The 7,326-nt window shown below is 69.1% G+C and carries 6 protein-coding genes; 3 read left to right on the forward strand and 3 right to left on the reverse strand.

The window, feature by feature from the left end; translation table 11 throughout:
* Positions 1-193 precede the first annotated feature (193 nt).
* Positions 194-2,647 carry a DNA gyrase/topoisomerase IV subunit A gene (locus tag FNH04_RS37810; RefSeq protein WP_152790359.1) on the forward strand — a complete coding sequence of 818 codons (2,454 nt, stop codon included), beginning with the start codon at positions 194-196 and terminating at the stop codon, positions 2,645-2,647.
* Here the strand turns inward: FNH04_RS37810 and FNH04_RS37815 are convergent.
* The gene (locus tag FNH04_RS37815; RefSeq protein WP_152790362.1) at positions 2,644-3,804 is read right to left on the reverse strand and encodes a CobW family GTP-binding protein; all 1,161 of its coding nucleotides are present in this window, start codon (positions 3,802-3,804) and stop codon (positions 2,644-2,646) included. The two genes, FNH04_RS37810 and FNH04_RS37815, sit on opposite strands and share 4 nt — an antisense overlap.
* A gap of 497 nt (positions 3,805-4,301) precedes the next feature.
* Here FNH04_RS37815 and FNH04_RS37820 point away from each other — a divergent pair, with 497 nt between their 5' ends.
* Positions 4,302-4,808, forward strand: coding sequence for a DUF6082 family protein (locus FNH04_RS37820; RefSeq protein ID WP_152790360.1), 507 nt, complete (start codon positions 4,302-4,304; stop codon positions 4,806-4,808).
* 210 nt (positions 4,809-5,018) lie between these two features.
* On the opposite strand, the gene FNH04_RS37825 is transcribed toward FNH04_RS37820, so the two are convergent.
* Together FNH04_RS37825 and FNH04_RS37830 are read right to left on the reverse strand one after the other, a co-directional pair.
* Entirely contained in the window at positions 5,019-5,255 is a 237-nt protein-coding gene (locus FNH04_RS37825) for a hypothetical protein (protein WP_322725016.1), read from the reverse strand.
* Between the two features lie 243 nt (positions 5,256-5,498).
* Positions 5,499-6,665 carry a citrate synthase/methylcitrate synthase gene (locus tag FNH04_RS37830; protein WP_152790364.1) on the reverse strand — a complete coding sequence of 389 codons (1,167 nt, stop codon included), beginning with the start codon at positions 6,663-6,665 and terminating at the stop codon, positions 5,499-5,501.
* 96 nt (positions 6,666-6,761) lie between these two features.
* On the opposite strand from FNH04_RS37830, the gene FNH04_RS37835 reads away from it, so the two are divergent.
* The coding region (locus FNH04_RS37835) for a citrate synthase (RefSeq protein ID WP_152790361.1) at positions 6,762-7,326 on the forward strand (565 nt) is incomplete at its 3' end.

Raw genomic sequence — 7,326 nt, forward strand, 5'->3', positions numbered from 1 at the left:
GTTCCGGCCCCTCCCCCAGCCCGGCCTCCACGCCCCTCGTGCCGGTTTCGGCGCCCTGTCGGAGCGGGTGGCGGGGATGCCGGAGGAGCCCAGAAGACGGGGTGTGGTCCGCGTTGTCGGTGGGTCGGTCCACAATGGAGCGCATCAGATCCCGTTCATGCCCCGGCAAGACTGTGAAGGAGCCGCAGCAGCGATGGCCCGCCGCAGCACGAAGACCCCGCCGCCCGACGACTCGTACGAGGAGCGGATCCTCGACATCGACGTCGTCGACGAGATGCAGGGCTCCTTCCTTGAGTACGCGTACTCGGTCATCTACTCCCGGGCCCTGCCGGACGCCCGGGACGGACTCAAGCCGGTGCACCGCCGCATCGTCTACCAGATGAACGAGATGGGCCTGCGCCGGGACCGCGGCTACGTGAAGTGCGCCCGCGTCGTCGGCGAGGTCATGGGTAAGTTGCACCCGCACGGCGACGCGTCGATCTACGACGCCCTGGTGCGCATGGCCCAGCCCTTCTCGATGCGTGTGCCCCTGGTCGACGGCCACGGCAACTTCGGCTCGCTGGGCAACGACGACCCGCCAGCCGCGATGCGGTACACCGAGTGCCGGATGGCGGACGCGACGAGTCTGATGACCGAGTCCATCGACGAGGACACGGTCGACTTCGCACCCAATTACGACGGCCAGGAGCAGGAGCCGGTGGCGCTGCCCGCCGCGTTCCCGAACCTGCTGGTGAACGGCGCGTCGGGCATCGCCGTCGGCATGGCCACGAACATGCCGCCGCACAACCTGGGCGAGGTCATCGCGGCGGCCCGCCACCTGATCCGCTACCCGAACGCGGATCTCGACACGCTGATGAAGCACGTGCCGGGCCCCGACCTCCCCACGGGCGGCCGGATCGTCGGTCTCTCCGGGATCAGGGACGCGTACGAGTCGGGCCGCGGCACGTTCAAGATCCGCGCCACGGTGGCCGTGGAGAACGTGACGGCGCGCCGCAAGGGCCTGATCGTCACCGAGCTGCCCTTCACCGTCGGCCCGGAGAAGGTGATCGCGAAGATCAAGGACCTGGTGGGCTCGAAGAAGATCCAGGGCATCGCCGACGTCAAGGACCTCACCGACCGCCAGCACGGCCTGCGCCTGGTCATCGAGATCAAGAACGGCTTCGTGCCGGAGGCGGTCCTGGAGCAGCTCTACAAGCTGACGCCGATGGAGGAGAGCTTCGGCATCAACAACGTGGCGCTGGTCGACGGCCAGCCGCTCACCCTGGGCCTGAAGGAGCTCCTGGAGGTCTACCTCGACCACCGCTTCAACGTCGTACGGCGCCGCTCCGAGTTCCGCCGCGGCAAGAAGCGCGACCGGTTGCACCTGGTCGAGGGCCTGCTCACGGCGCTGGTGGACATCGACGAGGTCATCCGCCTGATCCGCTCCAGCGATAACTCGGCGCAGGCGAAGGAGCGCCTGATGGAGCGCTTCTCACTCAGCGACGTCCAGACGCAGTACATCCTGGACACCCCACTGCGCCGCCTCACGAAGTTCGACCGCATCGAGCTGGAGTCGGAGCGGGACAGGCTGAGGGCGGAGATCGAGGAGCTGACCCGGATCCTGGAGTCGGACGCGGAGCTGCGCAAGCTCGTGTCCGGCGAACTGGCCGCGGTTGCCAAGAAGTTCGGCACCCCCCGTCGCACGGTGCTCCTGGAGGCCTCCGGCGCCCCCGCGCCGACGGTCCCGCTCCAGGTGGCGGACGACCCGTGCCGCGTCCTGCTGTCCTCGACGGGCCTGCTGGCACGCACGGTCAACGGCGGGCCCTTCCCGGAGGACGGCGGGAAGAGGACCAAGCACGACGTGATCGTTTCCTCCGTCCCGGCGACGGCCCGGGGCGAGATCGGCGCGGTGACGTCCGCGGGCCGCCTGCTGCGGCTGAACGTCATCGACCTCCCCCAGCTGCCGGAGACGACCTCGGCTCCGAACCTCTCGGGTGGCGCTCCGCTGTCGGAGTTCCTGTCCCTGACGGACGACGAGACGCTGGTCTGCCTGATGACGCTCGACGAGTCCTCGCCGGGCCTGGCGCTGGGCACCGAACAGGGCGTCGTCAAGCGTGTGGTCCCCGACTACCCGTCCAACAAGGAGGAGCTGGAGGTCATCACGCTCAAGGAGGGCGACCGGATCGTCGGCGCCGTCGAGCTGCGCACGGGTGAGGAGGACCTGGTCTTCATCTCGGACGACGCCCAGCTGCTGCGCTACCAGGCCGCTCAGGTCCGCCCGCAGGGCCGTCCGGCGGGCGGTATGGCGGGCATCAAGCTCACCGAGGGCGCGAAGGTCATCTCGTTCACGGCGGTGGACCCGGCGTCGGACGCGGTCGTCTTCACGGTCGCGGGCTCGCGCGGCACCCTGGACGACTCGGTCCAGACGACCGCCAAGCTGACCCCCTTGGACCAGTACCCGCGCAAGGGCCGGGCCACGGGCGGAGTGCGCTGCCAGCGGTTCCTGAAGGGCGAGGACTGCCTGTCCCTGGCCTGGGCGGGCGCGACCCCGGCCCGGGCCGCCCAGAAGAACGGCACTCCGGCCGAGCTGCCGGACATCGACCCGCGCCGCGACGGCTCGGGCGTGTCCCTGGCGAAGACGGTGGCGGTGGTCGCCGGCCCGGTCTAGGCCTCGTAGGTCTGCTGGTCAGGACCCTGCACCTCGTCAGGGCCCGATACGTCCTGGGAGTCCTGCGCCTGGTCGGGATCCTGTACGTAGCGGAGGACGCCCCACATGCTGTGCTCGTCGGCGTGAGGGGCGTCGTCCTTGCAGGCCTCCAGCCCCTTGCCGAGGGCCGCGGTGTCGATGCCGGAACCGATGAGGACCAGCTGGGTGAGGTGGGGCTCGCCCGGTGTCCAGGGCTCGGGGTAGAACCGCAGGAACCTCCCCACGGCGTGCACGGCATAGCGGTTGCCGCGGTCGTGGGGCCCGAAGTCGACGTACCCCTTGATCCGGTAGAGACCCTCGGGCCGGCTGTCGAGGAAGTCCATCAACGGGCGCGGGCCGAGGGGCACTTCGGAGGTGAAGGAGAGGGATTCGTAGACGGTGTGCAGGTGACCGTGATGACCGTCGTGCTCGTGGTCGCCGTGCGTTTGGCCCTCATCGTCTCCCTGACCCTCCTCCTGTCGGTAGAGGTCATCGAAGGACAGCTGCCCGACGCGCTCCCGGCTGGGCCGGCAGTCGAAGAGGAACTCCGGATCGATACGGCCGTACGTGGCGGGCACCACGGCAGCACCAGCGCTGAGTGAGTGAACGGTCCGCAGAACCCGCTCGCGGTCCCCGTCCGCGGCCCGGTCGAGCTTGTTGACGACGACGAGGTCGGCGAGCGAGAGATGCCGGTCGATCTCGGGGTGCTTCTCGCGGGTGGCGTCGAACTCGGCGGCGTCGACGACCTCGACGAGCCCGCCGTACACGACCCGGGGGTTCGCACTGGCGAGCACCATCCGCACGAGTTCCTGCGGCTCTGCGAGCCCGCTGGCCTCGATCACGATGACGTCGATCCGGGCGGAGGGACGGGCTAGCCGCTCGAGATACAGATCGAGCTCACTGACGTCGACGGCACAGCACAGGCATCCGTTGCCGAGGGAGACCGTGGAGTCGCCGAGCGCTCCCGCCACGGCCATCGCGTCGATCTCGATGGCGCCGAAGTCATTGACGACGGCTCCGATACGGCTGCCTCCGCTCCGGTGGAGCAGATGGTTGAGCAGCGTGGTCTTGCCCGAGCCCAGGAACCCGGCGAGGACGACGACCGGGATCTGCCGCCGACCGGGATCCGGGATCTGCAGCCGGCCTGGATCTGGGATCTGCAGCCGGCCTGGATCGAGGGTCTGTCGACGACCCGGATCCGGCGTCCGCGATGGACCCGAACTCGCAGACGTGCTCGACTGGTTGGCATGGCCCGACTGGCTCAACGCGCGCCCTCTCCCACCGATACCCACACCGGCTCACGACCGGGCTGTGTCCCGGAACGGGCTCACGCCCCGGCGCTTGTCCGCCCCGCTCGGCTCTCGTACGACGAATGGAATGTCGCCCCAGGATACGAGTGGGTCGAAACACCATGGAGTGAACGATTGTTAGCGGCGCTCGCGGGGCACACGTTGGGCATGGCGCCGGTGTGCGCGACCCGCACTTCCCTCCGTGCGCCTCCTCTCCGCCTCCCAGCCGATCAGAGCCGCTCGGCAACACTGGGAGGAGGCAGCGCACCGCCCACCGCTCGCCGGTCCCCGTGTCCGTCGACGCACACCCGACGACCGGCGGACGGTCGCCCGATCCGGGGGTTGACATGGCCACACAGAACATGGGGATGCGGCGGCTCGGCTCCGCTGTCAGGGCAAAACTCGTATCGGCCGCACACGCCATAGCCGCACGACGCTCGCGCCAGCGTAGGCGCGCCGCCCTCGCCGAACAGCACCGACTCCATTTCGACCTGCTGTGCAAAGCCATGGCGGACCCGGCCCTGGCAGCGGTTCTCGACACCTACGAGACCGACGTCCCCTCCGAGAAGCAGCGTCAGTTCCTCTTCGCCAACGCGCTGTACGTCAACGCGCTGTACTTCCACCGGATCGGAGCGATGACCCAGGCGGAGCTGTACGGGCATCTGCGGATCATGTGCCGGAACCGGGTCTTCCGCGAGTACTGGGAAGCCACTCGTCACCACCGGAAGAGCCTGCCGGACGCGTCGGAGGAGGCCGAACTCGGCCGGATGATGGATGCCCTGATCCAGGATCTGGCCGAGGCCGACACGGACGAGTGGTGGGTCGTGGGTGAGCCGCCGGATGAGGCACCCTGACGGCCCGTACTCCATGCCGCCCGCTGCCCGCCTCCCCGCCTCCGAACCCGCGTGCCGCTGCCCGGTCACACCATGCCCTCCCCGGACACACCTCGGGCCCGGCACCTGCTCCGGTGCCGGGCCCGAGGTCTCAACCGCACGGAGAGCCAAGCGGGTTACGGGGACACGTCGGCGCGAACGATGTCGGCCCACTCGTCCCCTGCGATGGCATCAGACGTCGGGAATGTCCCGCTTGGCACGCAGCAACGTCTCGCGGGTGATGACCACGATCCGCTCATAGTCGGCTCGTGCGGCGTCGGGCGGGAGTTCGGTGTCGAGTTCCGCAGTGGCCTCGCGCCCGATGACGGCGAAGTCACCGTCGCTGAGCTCGAAGATATCGGGGCACGACTGGCCAGTCGCGCTGCCGCGCTCGCGAGGCGTGGCCCCCAGACGTCGCACGATCTTCACGGAGTGGTACCAACCTTATTTACTCGGAAAAATGCGGTTATTCTCCGAGCAGAGGTGGGCATCGGAGCGTTCCGTCCGAGCTTGGGTGCGCGCCCGGACGGTGCTCTCCGAGCGCTGGGATGTTGTCTTCGGATGGGCCGGAGAGAGTCAGGCTAGGGTAACGCGCTCGGCAACGCGGGGTGCGCAAGTAACGGCAGACAAATGGAGTGACTTTTGCCGTCCCCCCTTGACCATGCGGTCCCCTCAGTTCGCAGCGGGCACCGCCACGGGCGGCACCGGCCCCACATACCGGGCCGCGGGGCGGATGATCTTTGTGTCCTCCGACTGTTCGAGGATGTTGGCACACCAGCCGACCACGCGTGCCGCCGCGAAGGTGGGGGTGAACATCTCGCGGGGCAGGCCGCACAGTTCCATGACCACTCCGGCGTAGAACTCGACGTTGGTGTGGAGCTCGCGCCCGGGCTTCAGCTCGGCGAGGATCGCCTCCACCTGACGCTCGACCTCGACCGCGAAGTCGACCCGCGGGCCCCCGAACCCCTGGGCAATGCCACGGAGCATGCGCGAGCGGGGGTCCTCGGTGCGGTACACGGGGTGGCCGAAGCCCATGATCCGGTCTCCGGACAGGACACGTTCGCGGATCCAGGGGCCGATGCGGTCAGGAGTGCCGATCGCGTCGAGCGTGTCCAGCGCACGACTCGGCGCACCACCGTGGAGTGGCCCCGAGAGAGCCCCGATCCCTCCAGCCAGGCACGCCGCCACGTCCGCACCTGTCGATGCGATCACCCGTGCGGTGAAGGTTGATGCATTGAATCCATGGTCAATGGTTGAGATCAGATACTGCTCGATCGCCCTCGCCCGGGCCCGGTCCGGCTCCGAACCGGTCAGCATGTAGAGGTAGTTCGCGGCATACGGCAGGTCCTCGCGCGGCTCCACCGGTTCGAGCCCGCGCCCGAGCCTGTACAGCGCCGTGATCAGGGTCGGCACGGCCGCCGAGGCTGCCAGCGTGTCCGCGCGACGCCGGTCCGCGTCGATGTCGTACACCGGCTTGAAGCCTTTGGACGCGCCGAGCAACGACAACGCCGTCCGCATGCCGGACAGGGGCCCCGAGCGGGCGCCCGCCTGTGCGATCGCGGGCAGCGCGGCGCGCACGTCGCCGGGCAGCCGGCGCAGGGGTCCGACCTGAGCGGCGAACGCGGCAGACCGAGCGGCGTCCGGCAGTTCCCCCTGGACCATCAGGTGCCAGACGTCTTCGAAGCCGCGGGTCTGCGCGAGTTCGACCGCCGAGTACTGGCGGTAGTGGTAAAAGCCCTCCGACCCCCTGACGTCACCCAATGCGGTGTCGGTGACGACGACGCCCGCGAGTCCCCGCGGTACGTCGACGGAGGCGGATGCGGCCCTGTTGATCGGCATACTTTCCTCCTTGTGTTGATTAGACTGTCCATGCTTGACGAGATCTCTGTCAATATTGATTGAATCAATGTTCACCTCCACGGATACGGTGACTCCATGAGGGATCAAGAAGCGGCAGACCCGACGGGCCCGACCCGTGAAGGACAGCGCCTCAGTACCAGGGAGACCGCTGAGCTCCTCGGCGTGAAGCCGGAGACCGTGTACGCGTACGTGAGCCGGGGCCAGCTCACCAGCCGCCGCGCATCCGGCGGGCGGGGAAGCACCTTCGACGCCGAGGAGGTGACGGCGCTCGCCCGGCGCAACAGGCGGGAGTCCGACAGGGGTACCGGCCCCGGCGGCTCCGGGGATCTGTCCGTCCCCACCCGCCTCACCCTCATCGACAAGGACCGCTACTACTTCCGCGGCGTCGACGCGACCGAGCTCGCCGTCCACCACTCCTACGAAGAGGTCGCCGAGTGGCTGTGGACCGGGGAGTTGCGCCCCGGGGTCACCTTCACCGCCCCGAAGACGTCGGTCGCCGCGGCCCGCCGGGCCATCGCCGCTCTACCGGAGCACAGCGCCCCGGTCGACCGGCTGAGGGTCGTGGCGATCGCCGCGGCGGCCGAGGACCCCCTGCGGTTCGATCTCTCCGAGGAGGCTGTCCTCGGTACCGCCCGCACCC

This window comes from Streptomyces phyllanthi (genome assembly GCF_009377205.1).
Classification (GTDB): domain Bacteria; phylum Actinomycetota; class Actinomycetes; order Streptomycetales; family Streptomycetaceae; genus Streptomyces; species Streptomyces phyllanthi.